Origin of the sequence: Georgenia satyanarayanai (genome assembly GCF_023715365.1) — a bacterium.
Lineage (GTDB): Bacteria > Actinomycetota > Actinomycetes > Actinomycetales > Actinomycetaceae > Oceanitalea > Oceanitalea satyanarayanai_B.
Map to the genome: position 1 here is coordinate 272,356 of NZ_JAMBNZ010000005.1, position 21,028 is coordinate 293,383.

A 21,028-nucleotide genomic window follows, 5' to 3' on the forward strand; every position below is an offset into this window, starting at 1 on the left:
CAGCCGTCCGGGGTCCACCAAATCCGAACAGTCTCGATCAGGCCGAGAAGCCCGGCGTGTGATTGCGGCTGGAGCGCAGGCGCGCCCCCTTGTCCTGCGCCTGCTGGCGCAGGTTCTCCTGGAAGTCGACCATCCGCGCCCGGAGCCGAAGGTCGGCGTCGGCCGTCCCCGCGGCGAGGATGCGCGCGGCGAGCAGGCCGGCGTTGCGCGCCCCGCCGATCGAGACGGTCGCGACGGGCACCCCGGCCGGCATCTGGACGATCGACAGCAGGGAGTCCATGCCGTCCAGGTGGCGCAGCGGCACGGGCACGCCGATCACCGGCAGCGGGGTGACGGCCGCGAGCATGCCGGGCAGGTGGGCGGCGCCGCCCGCCCCGGCGATGATGACGCGCAGGCCGCGCCCGGCGGCCTCACGGCCGTAGGCGAGCATCGCGTCGGGCATGCGGTGGGCCGAGACGACGTCGACCTCAAAGGCCACGCCCAGCTCCTCGAGCGCGTCGCCGGCAGCCTCCATGACGGGCCAGTCCGAGTCCGACCCCATGACGATCCCGACGTCCATCCCGATCTCCCTCTCGCTCAACCCGCGTGCTCGCCCTCGCCGCGCAGGAGCGCGACGGCGGTGCGTGCCTCGGCCCGGACGGACTCGAGGTCCTCACCGTAGACGGTGACGTGGCCGAGCTTGCGTCCGGGCCGCACCTCCTTGCCGTACAGCTCCACGCGCGCGCCCGGGCAGCGGGCGAGCACCTCACCCAACGCGGCGCCAGGGTCCGGCAGGGCGCTGCCGAGGAGGTTGACCATGACGCTCACCGGCGCACGCGGCTCGGTGGGGCCGAGCGGCAGGTCGAGCACCGCGCGCAGGTGCTGCTCGAACTGGCTCGTCACCGCGCCGTCGATGGTCCAGTGGCCGGAGTTGTGCGGGCGCATCGCCAGCTCGTTGACGGCGATCCGGGTGCCGCCGTCGTCGTCGGGGTACTCGAACATCTCGACGGCGAGCACCCCGGTGACGTCGAGGCCCTCGGCGATGCGGGTGGCGACGTCGACGGCGGCGGCCGCGAGGACGGGGTCCAGGCTCGGGGCGGGGGCGAGCACCTCGGCGCACACGCCGTCGCGCTGGATCGTCTCCACGACCGGCCATGCGCGCATCTCCCCGCTCGGGCGGCGGGCGACGAGGACGGCGAGCTCACGGGTGAAGGGCACGCACTCCTCGGCGAGGAGGGCGTCCTCGCCGGTGAGGGCGTCGAGCCAGTCCCCGGCGTCGTCGGCGGCGGCGACGACGCGCACGCCCTTGCCGTCGTACCCGCCACGGGCGGTCTTGACGACGACCGGCCAGCCGGTGGCGTCCCCGAAGGCGGTGAGCTCCTCGCGGGTGCGGACCGCGGCCCAGCGCGGGCACGGGATGCCGAGATCGGTGAGGGCGGTGCGCATGACGATCTTGTCCTGGGCGTGACGCAGCGCGTGCGCGCCGGGACGGACGGCGACGCCCTCGGCCTCGAGCTGCCGCAGCAGCGCGCCGGGAACGTGCTCGTGCTCGAAGGTGAGCACGCGGGCGCCGGGGAGGATGCCGCGCACGGCCGCCTCGTCGTCGGCGCGGCCGACCGGCGCGTCGGGGACCACCTGACCGGTCGAGCCGTCCGCGGCCTCGACCAGGACGCGCAGGTGCACGTCCAGCCCGATCGCCGCCTGCTGCATCATGCGGGCCAGCTGCCCGCCTCCCACGACTGCCACCACTGCTGCCACGGTTGGCGAGCCTACTGCCGGTACGCTGGCGAGGTGACCTCGTCCCACACCGCGGCGGAGCTGCCCACCGGCAGCCGGGAGGACCGCGAGGCGGTCGGAGCCCGGGTGATGGCGGGTGCTCGGTGGCTGCGCTGGCGGCAGCGGGCGATCGAGATGCTCAAGTTCGGCGCGGTCGGCGGGGTGGCGTTCGTCGTCGACGTCGGGCTGATGAACCTCCTGCGCTTCGGCCCCGGTGAGGTGCTGGGCGACAAGCCGCTGACGGCGAAGGTGCTGTCGGTCGTCGTCGCGACGCTCGTGTCGTGGCTGGGCAACCGGTACTGGGCCTTCGCCGCCTCGCGGCGGGAGGAGCGCGGGCGCGAGCTCGTGTGGTTCCTCCTCGTCAACGCGGGCGGGATGCTCCTTGCCGTCGGGACGCTGGGCGTCTCGCACTACGTCTTGAACTTCACGTCACCGCTGGCGGACAACATCGCGGCGAACGGCGTCGGTCTGGTGCTCGGGACCCTGTTCCGGTACTTCTGCTACCGCCACGTCGTCTTCACCGCCCGCTGACCCCCACCCCCACCCCCTCGCCCCCCTCGCCGAGCGCTGAGCTGTTATCCGCTCCGCGGCGGGCACGGGCGAGGACAGCGTGCGCGCGCTATCCCCATCGGAACAGCGCTCGGCGTGAGAGGAGGGGGCGGAACAAGTCGGCTCTCGGCGCGACCAAGGCGAAGCGCAACCGACAGAGCAGGTAGCGCACAAAGCGCCTTTCTCATGGGTAGGGAGAGGTCTGCCCAAAATCATGAACTGGCAGCGCGACGTGTTCTGGTGGGACGAGTAACTCTGTTGTGGTCGACTTCCTACTTGTCCCTCTACCGTTTGAGCATGTGGCGTAGGAAGAGGCAGCCGGACGCCGTGTCCGACTGGTTAGATGAACAACCAGGGTCGGTTCGCGATGCGATCAACGACGTGTGCAAGCCACTCTGATTCTGTCAACCCGAGTTGGCCCCATCTCGACGGCCCGACCTGGCCCCACGATCGCACCGAGTTGGACTGTCAACTCGGGCCGGTTGGCAGTGCTAGGCGCCCGCGCCGTTGCTTCTGCCGGATCAGCGCCGACTCCTACTCGTGGAGTTGCCGCGATCGGAGGTCACGTCGCTGGGCTGCTGCGGTTGACAGGGCGAACAGCACGCTGATTGCCGAGGGCAGCGCGATCGCGAGCATTGCGAAGGTGGGGGAGGGCTGGAAATAGGCGAGGTACTCAGAGAGGCTGGCCGACGGTGTGATTCCCATCGGGAGCATCCAGTAGCCAAGGGTTCCCAGCAGGGACGCCGCGACGACCGGGATGGTGGTTCGAATGAGCGCCAGGGGGGTGAGCCAGGCGCTGGCCCCCGTTGCCGCGGTGATCGGGAGCAGCTGCTGGTTCGTGTCGGACGCGTCCCTGAGCAACATCCCGCTGATGGCGATGACGATGACGCAGGTGGCTAGCGCTGCGATGAGGGTCGTCCAGCCTTTCCAGGCTTGTTGGACGGTTCCGGTGGCCATCGAGCCGGCGTAGGGGCTCGCAAGCTGCAAGCCGCCGGGGATAAACTCGTAGGCATCCTTGTTCAGGTGGTCAACGTCGAGGTCGCCGCCGTCGCGTGAGATCAGCGTGAGTACGGTGTCGCTCTGGTCTGACGGTGACGGTGGCAGCTCGTCCGAGATGACGATCTCCACGTCCTCGGTCGCCGCCTCGTCGATGAGGCGCCGGAGGGCGTCGCCAGGCTGCGTCGTCTGTACCTGGTCTCCGCACGTCAGGTCGAGCGCCTGCGCTGCATCGCAGGTCATGACCAGCTGACTGGGCAGGAAGTCGTTACCGGAGTAACGATCGAGGGTCCAAACCGCGACCGCCGGGTCGGACTCAGCGGCGATGAATGCTGCGACGCCGGGTGCCGCCGGGTCGGATCTGGCGGTCACCTGGCTGGTGCCGTACTCCTCGAGAGCCTGTTCGGACACGTAGTAGGTGCCGCCCAGCATGCTGGCGAACAGCTGAGCCATGCCCAGGAGGATGACCGTGAGCCCGATTCCCGCTGACACACGTGCCGTGCGACCGGGGTAACGCTGAAGTCCGCGCCCGCCCACAAGCGCAGCCGGTGACCCGTACCGGGTCCCTGCAGAGCCGAGCAGGGAGCCGATCCCATGCAGCACCACCGCCACCAAGGAGGGAAGCAGCAGCGCGAACACCGTGCATCCCACGACGAATGCCAGAGTCCGGTACTGCGAGGACTGTGAGTTCGCTGTCGTCCAGATCACGACCAGGATGACTGGCGGGGCGATGGCGGCCCGTGCGAGTGGAATGCCCTCACCGGCGACGACCAGCTCGCGGCTGCGGTAGCGCCTCCCGACCTCCCGCGCCGCGACTGCGACCAAACCTGCCAGGAGCCCGGCACCGAGTAGAGCCAGCACCAACGCGCCCCAGTTCTGGCGGAACTGGCTCGCAGGGTAGAACGAGTGGAACTGCTCCAAACGCAACCCGAAGACACCACCAGCAGCCGTCACGATCGCACCGAGCGCCACACCAGCGGCGATCGGTACCGCCGACTCGCCACTGCCGATGAGGGCGGACTCACCACGTGTCGCTCCGAGCGAGGTCAGCACGGCACCTCGACGTCGAGCGGAGCTGCTGACTGTGAGCACCGCGATCACGACCGCCGCGGCACCCGGAAGGGCCACCCCGACCGCTATCAGCATCAGCACCATGTACAGCGGCGCCGCGTACAGAAACCCGGCGCCGTAGCCAGACTCGGCGGCGCCTGGGCCGCCGAAGCCCGCTATCGGTGACATTCCCACGTCTTGCGGGCTGTGCTCGGCGCTGGGGCGAAGATAGACGCGTAGTTCGGTGGTTGTCTCAGTCCCGCCGGCGGTCAGAACGCTGTCGACCGGTCCGAACCGGCCCTCGTACCGCCCCGTGAGCAATCGCGCGAGCTCAGCCGAAACGGCGGCGTGTCCCGGCGCCGGCCACTGGCTCAACCCGGGCGGCAGGACGGACGCGGGCCCCTGGTCGGGCGCGATCATGATGACAGTGACGGGCCGCCCATCGATGCTGTCAAAGCCGGCGAACTCGTAGTAGGTCGACGCATCGGAACCAGTTCCGTCGACTGGCCGCATGGTGGCCGAGCGCGACACTGTCGTCTGAGCAGCGTCGATAGCGATGATCGCGGCAACCGCGCTCAAGCAGATAAACAAGGTGCCCAGAGCCAGCACCAACGACCTCATGCCCGACAGGCGACCCCGCGTGCCGAACCTGACTCCATGACGGAACAGACTGATCAAGCGACCGTTCTGCATCAGACCGCAGCCCCCGAGGATGCACTGGGCGTTCCCAGGCAGTCTTCGCCCCGCAGCAGATGTCCGCGCTCCAGGATGTAGCGCTGATCGGCCTGGGCCGCGACCTCTGGGTCGTGCGTGACCACCACAAGCGCGCAGTCGTAGTCGCGGGGCACCTGGCGGAGCATCGCGACGACGTTGTCACGGTTGGCCGGGTCCAACGACCCCGTCGGTTCATCGGCGATGAGCAGAGGTGGCCTATTGATCAGAGCCCGAGCCACGGCGATCCGTTGCTGCTCGCCACCGGAGAACTCAGCCACCGATCGGGCCTGCGACTCGATTCCCAGGCTCGCCAGGAGTGTCTTCGCCCGCTCGTGTGCAACGTCAGCGGGCAAGCCGCCAAGCAGACCGGCGAGCACGACATTCTCGACCGGGTCCAACTCGGGCAACAGGTGCCCCGCCTGGAACACGACACCAATCGATTCCGAACGCTGCTTGGCGGATGAACGCGACAGCCCGTGGCGCACCTTCCCGCCACGGATGGACACACTGCCGCGGCGAGGCTTGGTCAGGCCGAGGACGACGTTGAACAACGTGCTCTTGCCGCTACCGCTCGAACCCACGATTGCGACGAAGGAGCCCGCCTCGACTGAGAGAGCCACATCGGTCAGGATTTCGCGCTTGCCGAGGCGAACGGTGAGGCCCTCAATGGACAACACGGGCATCGAAGGCCCCACCTTGCTCACAAGCCCCAGTCGCTGCAGGGATCGGAGGCGAGCGGGATGTCCGTGCACGCTTGTACGGCTGTAATCTTGAAGCCGTACGTCTTTTGGACAGTCGTCCCCACGCCACTCAAGTTGTTCAGCCTATTGTTGGTGTTGTTGGCGTAGCCATAGACCGACTTGTTGTCATCCTTGCTGTCCTTGACTTTCAGGGTGTAGGTCGCGCTGCGCCACACCGTGGAGCCGCCGTCCGGCGAAATCATAGTTGCCATCGCGGGTCCAGCCGATAGGCCCAGCCTATGCCAGCCATAACGGCTGATGCGAGCAGACGTTTTCGAGTCCTTGTACTCATATCGCACTCACTCCCTTGAGATGTGGATGATGCTTGGGCCTCTTTGCCAAGCATCTGCACGAACGCTACTGCAGGAAGCCGGCTCGGCGCAGGCTGTTGCGCAGCTGGGTTCTGAAGCCACCCCGCTACGCTGGACCCTAGCGCGGGGTCAGCGGGGCACGTCGGCCCGACCCGGACGAACGCGCCGCCATGCCTCAACCGACGAGCGGGGGCTGATCGATAGCCTCGTGAAAAACTGAGGCTAACGTCAAAGAATGATTCGAAGGCAGAGCCAGCTAGACGCGACGAACAGGCCAATCTGGCTCGCGTTGGGCAGCCTCATGGGCGTGCTCCTATTGGTGACTTTGAGGGCTTGCAATGACAACGGCGACCTGAGAATCAGCAACAACGGTCCGACCGACGTCACTGTCGACACCGGTGACGACGAGACCACTGTCGACGCAGGGGGCGGAGCAGGTCTCCTCGACAACGGCTGCACGTCGGGCGATGTCACCATCAAGTTCACTGCCGATCAGAGAGGTCGTCCTGACCGGACCGGTATGCCCTGACCAACAGATCGTGATCGGCGACGGCACAGCGCGGCTGGAGCCCGCTTCGACGAGCGAGACATGAGCGAGATGGGCCAATGCAGCCGCTCCGCCGAACAGCGGCCTCAAGGGGCCGCCCGGAAACGCGGGCACCGACCGCAACTTCGTCCCTTCATCGACCCAACGGGTGTTCTAGACGACGTGTCACGGGCCTCCGCACGCATCCGTCATGGAGTATCCGGCCGCCTCCGTCTAGGGCCACGTCTGCCCAGTATGGCCGATCGCGATACGCAGGGGTGCCAGTACCCCTCTCCGTCACAACGGAAGGCGAACAGACCGCGCGCCGGAGGCTACTAGGGTCGCCGGTCGAGGGTGACGCCCACGCGACTGGTGGCATCGATCCACCAAGCAAGCCGGACGTCGATCCGCTCGGCGGTCTGCAGGATTCGGGTGTACTCGGCGGCCAGGTCGTACGCGATCAGCGGCTCGTGGTGCGCGATGCGGTTGCGGAGCAGCCGAATCTTGTCAATTTCGGAGTGCAGCCGGTCCCTGCGTGCCTGTGGGAACGCATGGCGAAGCGAGGGCGCCCACAAGGTCCGGTTGTAGGATTCAGCAAATAACGTCCACCAGAAGCCGAGCGACAACTCGGCGACCACTCGACCATGTGTAATCTGATGGCCAGCTGCCGTGACCCGCCCCTTGGCCTGGGCAACTTTGCCCTTGCCACCGCCGCTCAGCGGCATCGTCGGCGCGTCGAACCACGACTGCGATCCGCCGAAGTCCTTGGTCAGACGCATGTCGATGGTGTTACGCAGGGCAACCTCGAAGTAGTGGATCGGCGTGAAGAGAGCCGAGGACACCTCCAGGTTCCACTGGTAGAGCTCGATGGCGGCCTTGACGTCACCGCTGCAGGCAGTGGTGTACGTGCGGAGACGTGGCACCGACAAGAGCCTGATCATCTCGTCCCAAACCGGCTGGTAGATCGACACACCGCACCCCGCTCGTCCTCAGCTCGCACTAGACAGCGGAGCAATCCCCAGTAGACTACAGATCCACAGAGAGCCCCGGGATTCACGGCGTACCCACCACGGTGAGGGAAACCCCCCGGGGCCTTGTGGTTCCAGATCCTCTACGGCAGGTACCGGCCCTAGACTGTGAAACAGCCTCCAACACCGTTTCCTCGGCGTGAAGGGCTGTGGCCCGGCTACGGCGTGCGGACCAGCTACAACCACACGGATACATCGCCGGGACGCTCGTGTCGCTGAGTGTCGGTTTACCGATCCAGCCCGCCACGCTGACGCTGCGGTGCGCGCACTTTGGTCCTGCGCGCCTTCGGCACCTTGCCCATGCCCTTGACCGCCTCGGTCGCCGGCCTGCCCTGGCTCATGTCGGCCCGTATCCTGGTTGCGACGATCCTCTGGTCGATGCAGCCTCCAGGCGCGAGTGCATCTCCCGCGTCTCCTGCTCGCTCTGTGCCTGGACGCGGCGCAGCGCCTGCTCACGGGCCCGAGCGAGCCGCTCTCCGATCTTACCCGCCGCCGTGACAAGCACGCGGACCTGGCCCTCGAAGGCTTCCTCGATGCCGTCGGTCTCCTCAACCATGATGACTCCCCCTTGTTCATCGTTCCGGGCCTCGGTCTGCGCCCGGCTTCGCTGTGGTGCGCCGCTGGTCCGGCTGCAGCTTCGTGGGCAGCGCAGACGCGGCCTGGGGGGCCTCGTGCGCGTGGCCAGCGTTCATCCGTTCAAGCATCTGCTGGGCCTGCGGGTCCAGCGCACTCGGCTGCTGAGCTGAGCCCGCCGGTGTCGGCTGTGCCGGTTGCGGCAGCGCGTCGCGCAGCCGCAGCAGACGGACCCTGGTGTCGTTGGCCAAGAGCTGGGCTTGGCGCAGCTGGCCGGCGGCCACCGAGGCGTCATAGACGGCCTGGGTGAGCCGCAGGAGCTGGCGGACCATCACCGCTTGGGCGACGCTTCCCTTCCCGCCTCGGGTGGCGCTGGCCAGAAGAGGGCAGAACACCTCAGCGCTCGGCGGGAGGGGAGGGGCGGGTCACCAGCGGCGGCGGCGGCGGCCCATGCTCACGAGGGAGCCCTGCGGGAGGACGACGGCGGGGTCGAAGGTCTTCGGCACGGCCGACAGGAAGATCGCGAAGACCGGCGGGCGCCGCTGCGCCAGCTCGAGCCGGCCGCCGTCGGCGGCGACCAGGTCACGGGCCAGAGCCAGGCCGCGGCCGGTGCCCTTGCCCGCGGTGACGTAGCGCTCGAAGATGTCCGGGGCGAGGTCGTCGGACACACCGGGGCCCTGGTCGCCCACCTCGATGACCACCCCGTGCTCGGAGGCCGAGGACCGCGCACCGACCGTCGTCCGGCCCTCGCCGTACTTGAGCGAGTTCTCCAGCAGCGTCGACAGGACCTGGGCCAGCGCGCCGGGTGTGGCGAGGACCGCGAGGTCGGTGGTGCCGGGCAGCACGAGCTCACGGCCGGCCGCGGCGAAGGTGGGCGCCCACTCCTCCGCCTGCTGGGCGAAGACGTCCTCGAGGCGCAGCGCCTCGGTCGTGCCGCCGCCCGCCTGGCGGGAGTTGCGCAGAAGGTCGTCGACGACGCCGGTGAGGCGCTCGACCAGCTCGAGGCTGATCCGGGCCTCCTCGGCGATGTCGTCGTCCGAGGCGATCGCCTGGATCTCCTCCAGCCGCATCGACAGCGCCGTGAGGGGCGTGCGGAGCTGGTGGGAGGCGTCGGCGGCGAACTGCCGCTCGGCAGCGAGCCGTCCGGCGAGGCGGTCACCGGTGCGGGTGAGCTCGGCGGCGACGAGGTCGATCTCCTCGATGCCCGACTTCCGCAGGTGCGGACGGACCTGGCCGGAGCCGATCTGCTCGGCGCTGGCCGCGAGGTAGATGAGGGGCGCCGCGAGCTTGCGGGCCTGCCGCCGGGCGACGAGGACGCTGACGCCGAGCGCGACCGTCGCCGCTACGACGACGAGCGCGACGACGCGCACGACCATCCACTGCACCTCGGCGGCGCGGACCTCCATCCGGACGGTCGCGCCGCTGGGGGTGGTCTCGAGGGAGCGGATGACACGGCCCGTGATGGGCGGGCCGGCGACGAAGTGCCGACCGAGGGCGTCCTGCACGACGATCCGTGCCTCGAGGTTGCTGTCACCCCCCACCCACGGGGAGAGCATCGCGTCGTCGAGCTCCTCGCCGTTGGAGACGCGACGCTCGACGGAGCGCGCCAGCGATGAGGCCCGGAGGTCCAGCGTGGCGTGCTCGGAGTCCCAGATCATGAGCCCACCGAAGACGGCGAGCGGAACCCCGAGGAGCAGGACCGCGACGGTGACCGCCACGAGCGTCATCGTCACTGCACGACGACGCACGCTGCCTCAGCCCTCGCCGGAGGTCTCGAAGCGGAAGCCCATCCCGCGCACGGTGGTGATGTAGCGGGGGTCGTTCGCGTCGTCGCCGAGCTTGCGGCGCAGCCAGGACACGTGCATGTCCAGGGTCTTGGTCGAGCCGGTCGGGTCCGAGCCCCACACCTCGCGCATGAGCGCGTCGCGGGCGACGACGGAGCCGGCCTCACGCACGAGCACGCGCAGGAGCTCGAACTCCTTGGCGGTCAGCTGCAGCTCCCGGTTGCCCTGGAAGGCGCGGTGGGCGGCGACGTCGACGCGTACGTCCTGGGCGTCGAGCTCGTCCTCGTCGGTGAGCTCACCTCCGGCGCGGCGCAGCAGCGCCCGCACCCGGGCGAGCAGCTCGGCCAGCCGGAAGGGCTTGGTCACGTAGTCGTCGGCACCGGCGTCCAGGCCCACGACGAGGTCCACCTCGTCCGCGCGTGCGGTGAGCACGAGGATCGGGGTGGTCATCCCCTGGCTGCGCACCCAGCGGGCGACGTCCAGCCCGTCCATGTCCGGCAGACCGAGATCCAGCACGATGAGATCCACGCCGGAGGAGTTGTCGATCGCCCCCTGACCCGTGCTGAAGGCCCGCACGTCATAGCCCTCACGCGTGAGTGCGCGGGCCAGCGGCTCGGCGATCGCCGGATCGTCCTCGACAAGAAGTACGTTGGTCACGCCGCCATCGTAAAGGGTTCTCCGCGGTGGCGGGCCAGGAGTACACCGACGTTCTGCTCACGGCGCCCGAGGCGCCGTGACGCGCCAGAGGCCCGCAACCTGGTGGCTGCGGGCCCCTGCGGCGATACGCCTGCGGTCAGGAGCTAGGTCACACCGCGATCAGCTTCCCGACGGCGGGCAGAGCCGTGCTCACCACGGCCGCGGGCAGCCGGCGCAGGCCGAGCGTGTCGGTGCCGTCGCCGTCCCAGTCCCCGACAAAGGCCTGGTCTCCCGCGCGCCCGTAGGCCACGACCATGTCGGCCGGACCGCCGGTGAGGGAGTTCTTGGCGAAGTACACCTGGCCCCGACGCACGAGGAGCGTGTCACGGCCGTCACCGTTCCAGTCACCGGCCATCGTGACGTCGCCGGCACGCCCGTAGGCCACCACCTCGTCGGCCGGTCCACCAGCGATGGAGTTCTTCACGAAGTACTCGTTGCCACGACGCACCGTCAACGTGTCACGGCCATCACCGTTCCAGTCACCGACGAGCACCGTGTCCCCCGTACGCCCGTAGCCGACCACTGCATCAGCAGCGCCACCGGCGAGGGAGTTCTTCACGAAGTAGACGTTCCCGCGACGCACCGCGAAGGTGTCGTACCCGTCACCGTTCCAGTCACCGACGAGCACGTGGTCCCCGGCACGGCCATAGGCGAAGACCTCGTCGGCCACGCCACCACGGGGAGCGTTGCTCACGTAGAACACGCCATCTCGCCGCACCGCGATGGAGTCGGTGCCGTCCCCGTCCCAGTCACCGATGAACACCTCGTCGGTGAACCGGCCGTACTGGAAGGCGTGAGCCGTCCTGCCCTGCCAGTCGTTGGACAGGAAGAACCCCTGCTCCTGCGGTTGGCCACCGGCAGCGGAGAACACGTGGCTCCACCGCGTGGTCGCGCCCTCCGCGAGCACGAAGCCCTCCGTGGCACGGGCCGTGATGGTCACCGCGCCGGTGCCGCCGTACTCCCCGGCCGCGACGACCGCTCCGTCGATGAGGTACTCGACGCCCTGGACGGCGGGGACCGTGTAGACGTCGTTCTCGGTGCCGTCCTCGTCGGTGAAAGTCACCGCAGCCGGCGTCACCTCGACGAGCTCCGGCTCGCCGCCGGTCTCGGAGAAGGTGTGCTCCCACTCGGCGGTGGCGTCCCCAGCGAGCACGAAGCCCGCCAGCGGGCGCACCGTCACCGTGACGGTGCCGGAGCCGGCACGCTCACCGGCGGCCACGACCTCGCCGTCGACCAGGTACTCCACGCCCACGCTCCACGGGACCGTGTACGTGTCCGCCTCGGTGCCGTCCTCGTCGGTGAAGGTCACCGCCGCGGGCGTCACCTCCACCGGCCGCGAACCCTCCGCCCCGGCCTCCTGGCCGGTGAGGTACTCGAAGCCCGTCTCGACGAAGTCCTCGCCCTGCGGCGTGACGTCATACTCCATGACGTAGTACGCGATGTCCGCGTGCTCCTGCGCCGCGGCCAGGATCTCCTGCAGCGGCACGTCACCCTTACCCAGGTTGGTGAAGGCGGGGCTGCCCGGGCTGTTGAGGTTCGTGGCGTCCTTGATGTGGAGCAGCTCGATGCGCTCACCCCACTGCGCCAGCAGCGCCGGCACGTCCACACCCGCGTCCGTCGCCCACGCCACGTCCACCTGGAAGGTCACGTAGTCAGGGTTGGTCTCCCTGACCAGGATCTCCCACGCCGACATCTGCTCACCCTCGTGCTCGTAGACCGTGGTGAACTCCCGGTCGTGGTTGTGGCCGAAGAACTTGCCGATCCCGGCCTCGACCGAGCGCTTGCCGAGGCGGTTCATCGTAGCGGCGGTCTCGAGCGTGCTCTCGTAGGAGCCGATGCCCGGGGCCGCGAAGCCGCCGGACCCGACGTACTCCTGGCCGAGCGCATCGACGTACGCGAGCGTCTCGTCGAAGTTCCCCTCCCCCACGTTGTGGTGCGAGGACGGGATCCGCAGGCCGATCTCGTCGGCCATCGCCCGCACCTGCTCCGCGGTGTAGGGGTTGAGGTTGCCGCTGTAGGGCTCGATGTTCTTGAGCCCGATCTCGGCCAGCCGCGCGAGGACCGTCTGCTGGCCCTCGGCGTTGACCCACGGGATGAGGGAGTACAGGCCGATGGAGACCTGGTCCACCGGCACGAGCACCGGCTCACCGCCCTCGGTGGAGAACGTGTGCGTCCAGGAGGTCTCGGCGCCCTCGGGGAAGACGAAGCCCTCGGCCGGACGCGCCGTGACGGTCACCGTGCCGGTGGCGGGGTGGCTGCCGGCCGCGACGGCCTCACCGCCCACGACATACTCCACGCCCTCGACCGCGGGCACGGTGAACGTGTCGTTCTCCGTGCCGTCCTCGTCGGTGAAGGTCACCGCCTCGGGCATCACCTCGACGGCGGAGAGGTCCTTGACCTGGATGTTGCGGTAGAACACCGTCTCGCCGCCGCCGTGGTTCTGGATCCCGATGAACCCGGAGCTGAGGTCACGGGCCGGGTCGGTGCTCGTGAAGTCGTTGACGAGGACGTCGTTGAGGTACACCTTGATGTTGTCGCCCTGGACGCGGATGTCGTAGCTGTTCCACGACCCCACGGGGTTGAGGGCGGCGTCGCGGGCCTCGAGGTCGGCGCCCTGGAAGGTGTAGATCGCACCGGTGGTGCGGTCGTCCTCGTCCGTCGCGTCGATCTGGATCTCGTAGCCCTGGTCGACGGCGACCCACGGGTCGTTGCCCGGGTCGGGGAAGCCGACGAACACGCCGCCGTTGTCGTCCTTCACAAGCTTCCAGTCGAGCTTGAGGCTGTACTCGCCCAGCTCGTCCTGGTGCCAGAGCAGACCCATGCCGCCGGTCCCACGCAGCGAGCAGTCGTCCCAGCGGCCGAAGGAGCCGGCGCCGGCGAGCTTCCAGTCGGAGAAGCTCTCGAGCGTGCCGTCGAAGAGGGCGGTGTAGCCGGGCTCCGGCGTCATCGGCTCGCAGATGTCCGGGGCACCGACGGACAGGACGTCCAGGTTGACGTTGCCGTCGTCGCCCTCGTCGTACCGCAGCGCGACGGTGTTCGCGCCGGCGTCGAGCTCGACGTCGCGGCTCACGGTCGCCCACGTCTTCCAGTCGCCGAGGCGGGGGAGCTTCCAGGGGCCGACCTTCTCCCCGTTGACGTAGAGCGACATCGTCTTGTCCATGTCCGACGGGTGAGGGCCGTTGGCGTAGCGCAGGTGGATCGGGTGGGTCCCCGCCTCGTCCACGGTGACCGTGAAGCGCACCTCGGCGCCGACGTTCTGGATGTTCTGGGCGAAGCCGGTGCCGGAGTACCCGTTGTGCTCGCTGTGCGTGTTCGCACCACCGAGGAGGGTGGCCTCCTCCGCCTCGTAGTAGCCGAGGTCGGCGGGACCGGTGTAACCGGGGAGGGAGTTGAGCGTGTACCACGCCTCGGTGCTCCACAGCTCCTCACCGTCCGCGTCCGTGAAGGGGCGGGGCGAGCGCAGGTGGACGACGTGGCCCGGCTTGAGGCCGTCGATGGCCAGGGTCACGGTCGTGCCGTCCTCGGAGAGGTCGGCGGCGGTGACGAGGAGGGACTCCTCGCCGACCTTCGGGCCGCCGTAGGACGGGGTGGGCACGTAGCGCCACTGGGTGACGTCGTAGGACTCGAGGAGGTCCTCGGCCGTCCCCTCCGACAGCGGCTGGGTGTACTCGAGCTCGAAGCCGCCCTCGACGACGCGCACCTCGGCGATGTCGAAGGTGTCGTTGCCGACGACCTCGAGCTTCTGCAGGCCGTAGCGGAGCTTGCCGGACTCGCCCCAGTTGCCGGCCTCGCCGATGCCGCCGACGTACAGGCTGCCGTCCGGGCCGACGATGACGCGGTTGACGCCGGCCTCGAGGCCCGCGGTGTGGCGGAAGACGGCGCCCTGGTACTCGCCGTCGACCTCCTCGAGGAAGGCACGCTGCAGGCCGCCGTAGGTGACGTCACCGAAGATCATCTGGCCCGCGAAGGGGCCCTCGGTCAGCTGGAACGGGGCGCTCGGGGAGTTGCCGATCTCGTTCTGGGGCACCCACACGGCCGGCGGGGACACCGGCTGGTCGTCGAAGGGACCAGCCGGGTTCGTGTAGTGGTTGAAGAACCGCCCCTCCTTGATGTGGAGGAGCTTGGAGCTGGGCAGCCAGTCGCCCTGGTTGTCCATGGCGAAGAGGTCGGTGCCCTCGGTGCCGCCCCAGCCGATGCCGTTGGGGGTGCGCAGGCCGCCGGCGATGAAGTCGACCGCGCCGGTCTCCCGGTCGATCGCGATAGTCGTGCCGCGGTTCTGCGCGGGCTGCGGGTTCGTCGACGCGCCGCCGTTGTTGATGGCGACGGAGAGGTTGACGTAGAAGTTCTCCTCGTCGTGGACGAGGCCGAAGGCGAACTCGTGGAAGTTCCCGCCGTCGGGCCACGTGGCAAACTTGCCAGTCACGTTGCCCTCCTCGTCCGTGTACTCGGGGTTGCGGACGTAGTCGGCGGTCGCCGCGTCCTCCGCCTCCGGGTCGGGGACGAGCTCGGTGAGGCCGTCCCGCTCGGAGACGAAGATCGAGTCGCCGATGACGTCGACGCCCATGGGGTTGAACAGGCCGTCGTGGACGAGCTGGACGCTCACGTCCTCGGGGCCGTCGGCCTCCTGGACGCCGTCGATGATGTAGACCTCCCCCGTGTGCGGGTCGGGCTGCCAGCCGCCGGGGCTCACCTGGCCGGCGGTGACGACGACGAGCTTGCCGTCCTCGGTGAAGTCGAGCGCCGAGACCGCGGGGTCGAAGCCCTCCGGGCGCAGGTCGACGAGCTTGTAGTTGGGGTTGACGTCGTACAGGCGCAGGCCGTCGCCCGGGGTGTCGGTCGCCCCCTCGCAGAACTTCACGCCGGGGGCCGTAACACGGACGACGCCCGCGTCGGTGCTGAGCGCAGAGCTCGGCACGACCTCCCACTGCGTGCTGCCCGGCGTCTTCCAGGAGAAGGTCAGCCGTTGGCTGTAGCCGCCCTCGTAGTGCTCGATGCGCAGGTCGTGCGTCGACCCGGCGGTGAGCGGGATCGTCGTCTCCTTGGACGTCGAGTCCTGGGGCCCGTCGTTCTCGATGATCAGCTCGTCGTCGAGGTAGACGAGCGCACCGTCGTCGTTCGTGACGCGCAAACCGTAGTTGCCGGTCTCGGGGACGGTGAGGTTGGCGAGCGCGTGGGTGATGAAGTTGTCCGAGAGACCGAAGTCGGCGTCGGTGCGCCAGTCGATCGTCGGCATGAGCCTGTCGACGTTGGGCGTTGTGCCCCCGCGCAGGGTGCAGACCCCACCCGGGTCACTGGCCAGCTGGAAGGTGCGGAGGGTGACGCCCTCCTCCTGAGGAGGGAGGACGTCGGCTGCGGCGGGTGCCGCAATGCCTGCCCCGATGACAGCGGTCGCAGCGAGGGCCGCCACGATCCGCCGCCCGGTGGAGGCTCGCGGCGCTCGGCCGCGAGAGGGCAGGACAGAGGGGATGAGCATCGTTACTCCTTCGGTCGTCCACTAAGCCGCGAGACGCGTCCCTGACATCGTCGCCGGGCACATGGGACGCTAGTCACCCTTTGCCAATCCGTCAACCAACTTCCGCCCTCCCGGGTACAAAAGGGCTGGCGGTCAGGCGCGGCGTAGCTCGACCGGGCTCATCTGGCCGATCCCGGCCATGTCGACCGGCGGGAGGTGGACGAAGGAGAACTCCCCCGCTGCCGACGAGGTCGACAGCCGCTCGCTCGTGGCCGGGTCGGTGATGACGGAGTCCGGCTCGGCGACGTCGGCCAACCGGGAGGCGAGGTTGACGACCGGCCCGAAGACGTCGCCCGAGCGGGAGAGGACTCGGCCCCACACGACCGAGCCGCGCACGGGCAGCAGCCCAGGCCGGGAGCGGATCTCGGTGACGAGGTCGACGGCCACACGGGCGGCGGTGGTCAAGTCGTCGGCGACGAAGAGGACGGCGTCGCCGATGGTCTTGACCACGCGGGCGCCGTGGGAGGTGATGACGTCCCGGGCCGTGAACTCGAAGCCCTGGACGAGCTCTGCCAGCTCCCGGGAGCCGAGCCGGGCGGAGCTGGAGGTGAAGGACACCATGTCGATGAAGCCGAGCGCCCGGGGCAACGGGAGGGAGTCGCTGGCCGTCTCCTCCACGGAGCGGCGCGCGACCTCCGTGTCCATCCGTATGGCGAGCGCGGCGAGCTGCCGCCGCCACGCGTAGACGAGCTGGCCCTCGAGCATGCCGGCGACGTCGGCGATGTGGTCGAGGACGACGAGGCGTGCGCCGGTGTCGTCCAGCCGGTGGCGGCGGCTGGCGTCCTCGACGAGGGCCTCCACCTGCCACAGGGCCAGCCGGTCGGCCAGGTAGCTCTGGGCGCGGAGCAGGGAGACGGCGGTGGCGCGGTCCACGTGCACGCCGCCGACGAGCTCGCCGATCGACCTCAGCGCCTCGACGTCCCGCTCGGTGAAGGTGACGGCGTCGTCGGCGACGTTCTGGAAGCCCATGGCGCGCCAGAAGAGGCGGGCGGACTGGAGGTCGACCCCCGCGCGCTCGGCGAGCTGCGCCATCGTGAGGCTCGGAGCGCCGCCGACCAGCTCGGCCACGCGCTCCTCGACGGTGGAGCGTCCCTGGGGTGCCCGCTCGGAGGGTCGCTCCGCCGGCGCGGTCCTCTCCCCGGGGTCTGCGGCGTCCGTCACAGTTCCAGGTTAACGTCCGCCCCGGAGTCCGCCGACCCGATGTCCGCCCGCACGTGCAGAACGTCCCCCGCCAGCACCCTGTGCAGCGCCCCGGCGGCGTCACGCACCACGAGGCAGCCGTCGGGGTCGAGCGCCTCGGCCCGCCCGTGGAGAAGCTCGCCACCGGGCTGCTCGACGCGCACGTCACGGCCCAGGGTGAGGCAGTCGGCGGCGACCTCGGCGAGCAGGCCGGCCGCCCGCGCGTCGCCGTCGTGCTCCTCCCAGCGGCGCACGAGCGGCCCGAGCTCGCGCCCGACGGCGTCGAGCAGCGCCGCGGGTGCGGGCACCGGCAGGCCGGCGAGGGCCATCGACGTCGCCGAGGCCACCGGCAGCGCGTCCGAGTCCTGGGCGAGGTTGACACCGATCCCCACGACGGCGACCGGCCTGCCGTCGGGTGCCGGGGGGAGGAGCTCGGTGAGGATCCCGCCGAGCTTGCGGGCGGTACCCCACCCCGCGAGCGCCGGCCCGGCGTCGTCGACGAGGACGTCGTTGGGCCACTTGAGCCCGACGGCGCCGGCCCTGTCCCCTCCACCGGCGCGGATCGCCCGGACGACGGCGAGGCCGGCGAGGAGGGTGAGCCAGGGGGCGCGCTCCGGCGGCACGCGCGGACGCAGCAGCAGCGAGGCGGTGAGCGCGGTGCCCGGCGCGGTGAGCCAGCTGCGGCCGGTGCGGCCGCGGCCGGCGGTCTGGTGCTCGGTGACGAGCGCGGACAGGTGCGGCCAGGCGGCTGGGTCGGCGGCGACGGCCTCGCGCAGGGCGGTGCTCGTCGAGCCCACCGTGGCCAGCCGGACGACACGCGCGAGGGCCTGTTCGGTCACGGGCCCACCCAACCACAGGGCCGCGGGCCGGGCTTAGCATGGCCGGACCGTCTACCTCTGGAGCCCGTCCATGCCCGCGTCCCGCGCCCGCATCCTCGTGCCCGTGCTGCTCCTCCTCGTCCTCGTGGCAGTGGTCGGTGGGCTCCTCGCCAGCGGCAGCGACGACGACGGCGCGACGCCCGCGCCGAGCGACAGTGCCTCGGTCGAGGTCGAGGAGCCGGCGGCGACAGCCCCGGCCGTGGCCCCGACCGACGACGACGCCGTCGCCGCAGCACCCGACGTCACGCGCCGCGTCGAGGGTGACCCGATGGCCGCGGGACCGGTCGACGCGCCGGTGGGCGTGGTCGTCTACTCCGACTACAGCTGCCCGTACTGCCAGAGCTGGGTCGTGGAGACGCAGCCGACGGTCCTCGAGTACGCCGAGGAGGGCACGGTGCGCCTCGAGTGGCGCGACGTCGCCATCCTCGGTGAGGACTCCACGCGCGCCGCGGTCGCCGCCGCGGCTGCCGCGGAGCAGGGCCGGTACCGCGAGTTCCACGAGCTTCTCTTCGCCGACATGGACGCCCGCTCGCCCGAGCAGCTCACCGCCATGGCGGAGCAGCTGGGTCTGGACGTCGAGCAGTTCACCGCCGATCTCACCGACCCGGACGTCCTCGCGGGCGTGCAGCGCACCATGGACGAGGCGCAGAGCCTGGGCCTGCAGTCCACGCCGAGCTTCGTCGTCGCCGGGACACCCGTGGTGGGCGCCCAGCCGGCGGAGGTCTTCGTCGAGCTCATCGAGGCGGCCCTCGCACAGTAGGAGGGCCCCCCTTTGTAGGCGCCCCACAACACCGCGTCACCGAAACGCCGCGTCCAGGCAGCGAGGGTGGTGGCCTGCCACACGTACGCTCGCCGGGTGACCTCCGAACCCACAGACCTCACCGGCACCGCCGCCCGGCTCGCCGACCTCACCGCCCGGAACACCGAGCTCGAGCGCGCCGAGGCCGTGGCGCAGGAGAAGCAGCACGGGCGCGGCAAGAAGAGCGCTCGCGAGCGCATCGAGGGGCTGCTCGACGAGGGCAGCTTCGTCGAGCTGGACGCCTTCGCCACCCACCGCTCGACGAACTTCGGTCTGGACAAGCGCAAGGTCGCCGGCGACGGCGTCGTCGTCGGCTACGGCACGGTCGACGGCCGCCAGGTGTGCATCTACTCCCAGGACTTCTCCGTCTTCGGCGGCAGCCTCGGTGAGGTCCACGGGCAGAAGATCACCAAGGTCATGGACCTCGCGCTGCGCACCGGGGTGCCGCTCATCGGGATCTCCGACGGTGGCGGTGCCCGGATCCAGGAGGGCGTGGCCGCGCTCACCCAGTTCGCCGAGATCTTCCGCCGCAACGTCGCGGCCTCCGGGGTCATCCCGCAGATCTCCCTCATCCTCGGTCCCAGCGCCGGCGGCGCCGTCTACTCCCCCGCCCTCACCGACTTCATCGTCATGGCGGACAAGACCTCGAACATGTTCATCACCGGCCCCGACGTCATCAAGGCGGTCACCGGTGAGGAGGTCGGCTTCGAGGAGCTCGGCGGCGCGGCGACGCACAACGAGCGTTCCGGCGTCGCCCACTACCTCGCCGAAGACGAGGAGGACGCGCTCGACTTCGTCCGCGCCCTGCTCGCCTTCCTCCCCGCCAACAACCTCAGCGAGCCGCCCACCTGGCCCGCCGAGAACGAGCCGCTCGAGGTCACCGACGCCGACGTCGAGCTCGACACGCTCGTCCCGGACTCCGACAACCAGCCCTACGACATGCGCACCGTCGTCGAGCACGTCGTGGACGACGGCGAGCTGCTCGAGGTGCAGCAGCTCTACGCGCAGAACATCATCACCGCGTTCGGGCACGTCGAGGGCCGTCCCGTCGGGATCATCGCCAACCAGCCGCTGCAGATGGCCGGGACGCTCGACATCAACGCAGCGGAGAAGGCCGCGCGCTTCGTGCGCACCTGCGACGCCTTCAACATCCCCGTCCTCACCTTCGTCGACGTGCCGGGCTTCCTGCCGGGCACCGACCAGGAGTGGAACGGCATCATCCGCCGCGGCGCCAAGCTCATCTACGCCTACGCCGAGGCGACCGTCCCGCTCGTCACGGTCATCACCCGCAAGGCCTACGGCGGGGCGTACATCGTCATGGGCTCCAAGCAGCTCGGCGCGGACGTCAACCTCGCGTGGCCGACCGCGCAGATCGCCGTCATGGGTTCCGGCGGCGCCGTCAACATCCTCCAGCGCGGTGCGCTGAAGAAGGTGGCCGACGAGGGCGGGGACGTCGAGGTGGAGCGGGCGCGGCTCACCGCGGAGTACGAGGACGCGATCGTCAACCCGTGGGACGCCGCCGCACGCGGCTACGTCGACGCCGTCATCGCCCCGTCCGAGACCCGTGTCCAGGTGGTCCGGGCACTGCGCGCGCTGGCCACCAAGCGCGCGTCGCTGCCGGCGAAGAAGCACGGGAACATCCCGCTGTGAGCAGCGCGACGGGCGAGTCCGGGGACTTCACCGCCGCGCAGCTGCGCGTCGTGCGCGGGGAGCCCGACGACGTCGAGCTGGCGGCCCTCGTCGCCGGCATCGTCGCGGCCCGGGCCGCGGCGGCCGACGACGACGGCGCAGCGCACGCCCGCGTCACCTCCCCGTGGTCCGACCACGGTCGCCGGCTCGGCCGCCCGCCGGTGGCCGGTCCCGGCACCTGGCGCTGGTCCCTGCATCGCTGACCGACCTCGGTCCGCCGCTTGGCCGTCGCCCGGTGCCGGGACCCGA

18 protein-coding genes are annotated in these 21,028 nt (G+C 70.0%); 5 read left to right on the top strand and 13 right to left on the bottom strand.

The genetic code is table 11. The features are described from left to right. Positions 1–37: 37 nt before the first annotated feature. Entirely contained in the window at positions 38–559 is a 522-nt protein-coding gene (gene purE, locus M3148_RS08900) for a 5-(carboxyamino)imidazole ribonucleotide mutase (protein ID WP_251304349.1), read from the bottom strand. A 17-nt stretch (positions 560–576) separates the two neighbouring features. Beyond that, positions 577–1,728, bottom strand: a complete 1,152-nt coding sequence (locus M3148_RS08905) for a 5-(carboxyamino)imidazole ribonucleotide synthase (protein WP_440136912.1) — start codon at positions 1,726–1,728, stop codon at positions 577–579. 42 nt (positions 1,729–1,770) lie between these two features. Here M3148_RS08905 and M3148_RS08910 point away from each other — a divergent pair, with 42 nt between their 5' ends. Next, positions 1,771–2,286 (top strand): GtrA family protein, encoded by a 516-nt coding sequence (locus M3148_RS08910; protein ID WP_308203231.1) that lies wholly within the window; start codon positions 1,771–1,773, stop codon positions 2,284–2,286. Between the two features lie 552 nt (positions 2,287–2,838). On the opposite strand, the gene M3148_RS08915 is transcribed toward M3148_RS08910, so the two are convergent. The 3 genes from M3148_RS08915 to M3148_RS08925 form a co-directional block, all read right to left on the bottom strand. Beyond that, positions 2,839–4,959, bottom strand: coding sequence for a hypothetical protein (locus M3148_RS08915; RefSeq protein ID WP_251304317.1), 2,121 nt, complete (start codon positions 4,957–4,959; stop codon positions 2,839–2,841). Between the two features lie 83 nt (positions 4,960–5,042). Then, entirely contained in the window at positions 5,043–5,747 is a 705-nt protein-coding gene (locus M3148_RS08920; protein WP_251304318.1) for an ABC transporter ATP-binding protein, read from the bottom strand. 17 nt (positions 5,748–5,764) lie between these two features. After that, a complete protein-coding gene (locus M3148_RS08925) occupies positions 5,765–6,016 on the bottom strand; it encodes a hypothetical protein (protein ID WP_251304319.1) in 252 nt (83 codons plus the stop codon). A gap of 334 nt (positions 6,017–6,350) precedes the next feature. Between M3148_RS08925 and M3148_RS08930 the strand changes: the two genes are divergently transcribed. Continuing rightward, the gene (locus tag M3148_RS08930) at positions 6,351–6,644 is read left to right on the top strand and encodes a hypothetical protein (RefSeq protein ID WP_251304320.1); all 294 of its coding nucleotides are present in this window, start codon (positions 6,351–6,353) and stop codon (positions 6,642–6,644) included. Between the two features lie 332 nt (positions 6,645–6,976). Here the strand turns inward: M3148_RS08930 and M3148_RS08935 are convergent, their stop codons facing one another. The 8 genes from M3148_RS08935 to M3148_RS08970 form a co-directional block, all read right to left on the bottom strand. Then, a complete protein-coding gene (locus M3148_RS08935) occupies positions 6,977–7,612 on the bottom strand; it encodes a hypothetical protein (RefSeq protein ID WP_251304321.1) in 636 nt (211 codons plus the stop codon). A 394-nt stretch (positions 7,613–8,006) separates the two neighbouring features. Beyond that, positions 8,007–8,225 carry a hypothetical protein gene (locus M3148_RS08940; protein ID WP_251304322.1) on the bottom strand — a complete coding sequence of 73 codons (219 nt, stop codon included), beginning with the start codon at positions 8,223–8,225 and terminating at the stop codon, positions 8,007–8,009. Positions 8,226–8,241: 16 nt separating this feature from the next. Next, positions 8,242–8,574, bottom strand: coding sequence for a hypothetical protein (locus tag M3148_RS08945; RefSeq protein ID WP_251304323.1), 333 nt, complete (start codon positions 8,572–8,574; stop codon positions 8,242–8,244). 93 nt (positions 8,575–8,667) lie between these two features. After that, complete coding sequence (locus M3148_RS08950) at positions 8,668–9,969, bottom strand: ATP-binding protein (RefSeq protein WP_285883989.1); 1,302 nt, start codon at positions 9,967–9,969, stop codon at positions 8,668–8,670. Between the two features lie 27 nt (positions 9,970–9,996). Continuing rightward, positions 9,997–10,683, bottom strand: coding sequence for a response regulator transcription factor (locus M3148_RS08955; RefSeq protein ID WP_251304325.1), 687 nt, complete (start codon positions 10,681–10,683; stop codon positions 9,997–9,999). A gap of 148 nt (positions 10,684–10,831) precedes the next feature. Further along, the gene (locus M3148_RS08960; protein WP_251304326.1) at positions 10,832–16,195 is read right to left on the bottom strand and encodes a family 16 glycoside hydrolase; all 5,364 of its coding nucleotides are present in this window, start codon (positions 16,193–16,195) and stop codon (positions 10,832–10,834) included. Between the two features lie 132 nt (positions 16,196–16,327). Beyond that, positions 16,328–17,395 (bottom strand): adenylate/guanylate cyclase domain-containing protein, encoded by a 1,068-nt coding sequence (locus M3148_RS18140; RefSeq protein WP_251304327.1) that lies wholly within the window; start codon positions 17,393–17,395, stop codon positions 16,328–16,330. After that, a complete protein-coding gene (locus M3148_RS08970; protein WP_251304328.1) occupies positions 17,392–18,252 on the bottom strand; it encodes a biotin--[acetyl-CoA-carboxylase] ligase in 861 nt (286 codons plus the stop codon). Before M3148_RS08970 ends, M3148_RS18140 begins: the two co-directional genes overlap by 4 nt. Positions 18,253–18,322: 70 nt before the next feature. Here M3148_RS08970 and M3148_RS08975 point away from each other — a divergent pair, with 70 nt between their 5' ends. The 3 genes from M3148_RS08975 to M3148_RS08985 all read left to right on the top strand — a co-directional run bounded on the left by M3148_RS08975 (position 18,323) and on the right by M3148_RS08985 (position 20,982). Beyond that, positions 18,323–19,051: a DsbA family protein gene (locus tag M3148_RS08975; RefSeq protein ID WP_251304329.1), complete on the top strand. Its 729-nt coding sequence runs from the start codon at positions 18,323–18,325 to the stop codon at positions 19,049–19,051. Between the two features lie 96 nt (positions 19,052–19,147). Then, positions 19,148–20,740 carry an acyl-CoA carboxylase subunit beta gene (locus M3148_RS08980; protein WP_251304330.1) on the top strand — a complete coding sequence of 531 codons (1,593 nt, stop codon included), beginning with the start codon at positions 19,148–19,150 and terminating at the stop codon, positions 20,738–20,740. After that, a complete protein-coding gene (locus M3148_RS08985) occupies positions 20,737–20,982 on the top strand; it encodes an acyl-CoA carboxylase subunit epsilon (RefSeq protein ID WP_251304331.1) in 246 nt (81 codons plus the stop codon). The genes M3148_RS08980 and M3148_RS08985 overlap by 4 nt, the downstream gene beginning before the upstream one ends. The last annotated feature ends 46 nt before the right edge of the window (positions 20,983–21,028 follow it).

What these genes read in the sequence shown, in the direction of transcription:
- purE (WP_251304349.1), bottom strand. Translation starts at nt 559, where the DNA reads ATGGACGTCGGGATCGTCATGGGGTCGGACTCGGACTGGCCCGTCATG.
- M3148_RS08920 (WP_251304318.1), bottom strand. Translation starts at nt 5,747, where the DNA reads ATGCCCGTGTTGTCCATTGAGGGCCTCACCGTTCGCCTCGGCAAGCGC.
- M3148_RS08925 (WP_251304319.1), bottom strand. Translation starts at nt 6,016, where the DNA reads ATGGCAACTATGATTTCGCCGGACGGCGGCTCCACGGTGTGGCGCAGC.
- M3148_RS08930 (WP_251304320.1), top strand. Translation starts at nt 6,351, where the DNA reads ATGATTCGAAGGCAGAGCCAGCTAGACGCGACGAACAGGCCAATCTGG.
- M3148_RS08940 (WP_251304322.1), bottom strand. Translation starts at nt 8,225, where the DNA reads ATGGTTGAGGAGACCGACGGCATCGAGGAAGCCTTCGAGGGCCAGGTC.
- M3148_RS08945 (WP_251304323.1), bottom strand. Translation starts at nt 8,574, where the DNA reads ATGGTCCGCCAGCTCCTGCGGCTCACCCAGGCCGTCTATGACGCCTCG.
- M3148_RS08950 (WP_285883989.1), bottom strand. Translation starts at nt 9,969, where the DNA reads ATGACGCTCGTGGCGGTCACCGTCGCGGTCCTGCTCCTCGGGGTTCCG.
- M3148_RS08960 (WP_251304326.1), bottom strand. Translation starts at nt 16,195, where the DNA reads ATGCTCATCCCCTCTGTCCTGCCCTCTCGCGGCCGAGCGCCGCGAGCC.
- M3148_RS08975 (WP_251304329.1), top strand. Translation starts at nt 18,323, where the DNA reads ATGCCCGCGTCCCGCGCCCGCATCCTCGTGCCCGTGCTGCTCCTCCTC.